Below are 2,460 nucleotides of genomic sequence, written 5' to 3' on the forward strand. Positions count from 1 at the left end.
TCGCCCGAGCGCATGCGCACCTGGGCGTAGGTGCCCTCGCGCGCCAGCAGCGTCGCCGAAGTCCCCGCCGAGCGCGCGACCTGCGCGCCGGCACCGGGCTTGAGCTCGATGCAGTGGATGGTCGAGCCGACCGGGATGTTGCGGATCGGCAGCGTGTTGCCGACGCGGATCGGCGCCTCGGCGCCGCTCACCAGCTGGGTGCCCACCTCGACGCCACGCGGCGCGATGATGTAGCGGCGCTCGCCGTCGGCATAGCACACCAGCGCCAGGTGCGCCGAGCGGTTCGGGTCGTACTCGATGCGCTCGACCTTGGCCGGGATGCCGTCCTTGTTGCGGCGAAAATCGACCACGCGGTAGTGGTGGCGGTGACCGCCGCCCTTGTGGCGCGTGGTGATGCGGCCGTGGTTGTTGCGGCCGGCCTGCTGGAACTGGGGCTCGAGCAACGGCGCGAAGCCCTCGCCCTTGTGCAGGTGCTGGCGCGAGACCTTGACGGTGCCGCGGCGGCCCGGCGTGGTGGGTTTGATCTTGATGATGGCCATGGCTTACGCGGCCTCCCCGGACAGGTTTAGCTCCTGGCCTTCCTTGAGCAGGACATAGGCCTTGCGCACGTGGTCGCGGCGGCCCACCATACGCCCGAAGCGCTTGGTCTTGCCCTTCTGGTTGGCGACGGAGACGCTCTTGACCTGAACATTGAACAGCAGTTCGACCGCCGCCTTGATCTCGGGCTTGGTCGCGCTGCGCAGCACCCTGAAGGTGACGGCGTTGGACTTCTCGGCCACCATCGTGGCCTTCTCGGAAATCACCGGCGCCACCAGCACCTGCATCAGGCGCCCTTCGTCGAACTGGCGCTCGGCCGGAGTCGGATTGATGCGGCTCATGCGAACATCTCCTTGAGCTGGTCGATCGCACCCTTGGTCACCAGCACCTTCTTGTAGTGCACCAGCGACACCGGGTCGGCGTAGCGCGGCTCGATCACCAGCACGTGGCCCAGGTTGCGCGAGGCCAGATACAGGTTCTCGTCGACCTCATCGGCGATCACCAGCACGGAATCGAGCTTCATGGCCTTGAACTTCTGCGCCAGCTGCTTGGTCTTGGGCGAGTCGACCTTGATCGAGTCGACCACCGCCAGCCGCCCCTCGCGCGCGAGCTGCGACAGGATGGAGGCCATGCCGGCGCGGTACATCTTCTTGTTGAGCTTCTGGCTGAAGTTCTCCAGCGGGCTGCTCGGGAAGGTGCGACCGCCGCCGCGCCACAGCGGCGAGGAGGTCATGCCGGCACGCGCGCGGCCGGTGCCCTTCTGGCGATACGGCTTCTTGGTCGAGTGCTTGACGGTGCCGCGGTCCTTCTGGGCGCGCGTGCCCTGGCGCGCGTTGGCCTGGTAGGCCACCACCAGCTGGTGCACCAGCGCCTCGTTGTAGTCGCGGCCGAACACGGTTTCGGGCGCATCCACCTTGGCAGTGGCCTCGCCCTGGTCGTTCAGGAGTTCAAGCTGCATCACTTCGCCTCCTCTTTGGCGGCGCCGGCCTTGATGGCCGGGCGCACGGTGACGAAGCCACCGCGCGAGCCGGGCACGGCGCCCTTGATCAGCAGCAGCTGACGCGCCTCGTCGATGCGGATGACGTCCAGGTTCTGGGTGGTGACGGTGTCGTCGCCCATGTGGCCGGTCATCTTCTTGCCCGGAAACACGCGGCCCGGATCCTGCGCCATCGAGATCGAACCCGGCACGCGGTGCGAGCGGCTGTTGCCGTGCGTGGCCCGCTGGGCGCCGAAGTTGTGGCGCTTGATGGTGCCGGCGAAGCCCTTGCCGATGGAGGTGCCCTGCACGTCCACCTTCTGGCCGACCGCGAACAGTTCGGTCACGGGCAGCGTGCTGCCGGCGGCGTACTTGCCGGCAACGTCGCCGTCGACACGGAATTCGCGGGTGATTTCGCCGGCTTCGACACCGGCCTTGGCCAGGTGACCAGCCTGCGGCTTGGTCACGCGCGAGGCCTTGCGCGCACCGAACGTGACCTGCAGGGCCACGTAGCCGTCGTTTTCCTGGGTCTTGACCTGGGTGACGCGGTTGTTCGACACGTCGACCACCGTGACCGGCACCGAAACGCCGTCATCGGTGAACAGACGCATCATGCCCACCTTGCGCCCCAGCAATCCCAGACGATTGCCTTGACTCATGTTATTGACTCCTGGACTTTCACCGCGCGAAGCTGCAATTGGCCCGCGCGTTTGGGGTGTGAAAGAGGGTTGAATTGGCTTGCCGCAAAAAACGGCAAGCCGCAAATAATAGCAGGAACGCACCCATTCTGCAATGGTGCGCCCCGGCCGACGCCTACTGCAGCTTGATCTCCACGTCCACGCCGGCGGGCAGGTCGAGCTTCATCAGCGCGTCCACCGTCTTGTCCGTCGGATCGACGATGTCCATCAGGCGCTGGTGCGTGCGGATCTCGAGCTGGTCGCGGCTGG

General features: G+C 66.7%; 5 protein-coding genes. All 5 read right to left on the reverse strand.

Going from position 1 to position 2,460, the window contains the following annotated elements; genetic code table 11:
* A partial coding sequence (rplB, locus tag PKA16_RS15755) for a 50S ribosomal protein L2 (RefSeq protein ID WP_324404635.1) occupies positions 1-539 on the reverse strand: 539 nt, incomplete at its 3' end.
* Between the two features lie 3 nt (positions 540-542).
* Positions 543-878, reverse strand: coding sequence for a 50S ribosomal protein L23 (rplW, locus tag PKA16_RS15760; protein WP_324404637.1), 336 nt, complete (start codon positions 876-878; stop codon positions 543-545).
* Positions 875-1,495: a 50S ribosomal protein L4 gene (gene rplD / locus PKA16_RS15765; protein ID WP_324404639.1), complete on the reverse strand. Its 621-nt coding sequence runs from the start codon at positions 1,493-1,495 to the stop codon at positions 875-877. Before rplD ends, rplW begins: the two co-directional genes overlap by 4 nt.
* Complete coding sequence (rplC, locus tag PKA16_RS15770; protein WP_324404641.1) at positions 1,495-2,172, reverse strand: 50S ribosomal protein L3; 678 nt, start codon at positions 2,170-2,172, stop codon at positions 1,495-1,497. Before rplC ends, rplD begins: the two co-directional genes overlap by 1 nt.
* Before the next feature lie 154 nt (positions 2,173-2,326).
* A partial coding sequence (locus PKA16_RS15775) for a 30S ribosomal protein S10 (RefSeq protein WP_324404643.1) occupies positions 2,327-2,460 on the reverse strand: 134 nt, incomplete at its 5' end.

This window comes from Ottowia sp., assembly GCF_035325765.1.
GTDB lineage: Bacteria > Pseudomonadota > Gammaproteobacteria > Burkholderiales > Burkholderiaceae_C > Ottowia.

Bases quoted from the DNA above. Each gene is read 5' to 3' on its own strand.
- rplW (WP_324404637.1), bottom strand. From the start codon at position 878: ATGAGCCGCATCAATCCGACTCCGGCCGAGCGCCAGTTCGACGAAGGG.
- rplD (WP_324404639.1), bottom strand. From the start codon at position 1,495: ATGCAGCTTGAACTCCTGAACGACCAGGGCGAGGCCACTGCCAAGGTG.
- rplC (WP_324404641.1), bottom strand. From the start codon at position 2,172: ATGAGTCAAGGCAATCGTCTGGGATTGCTGGGGCGCAAGGTGGGCATG.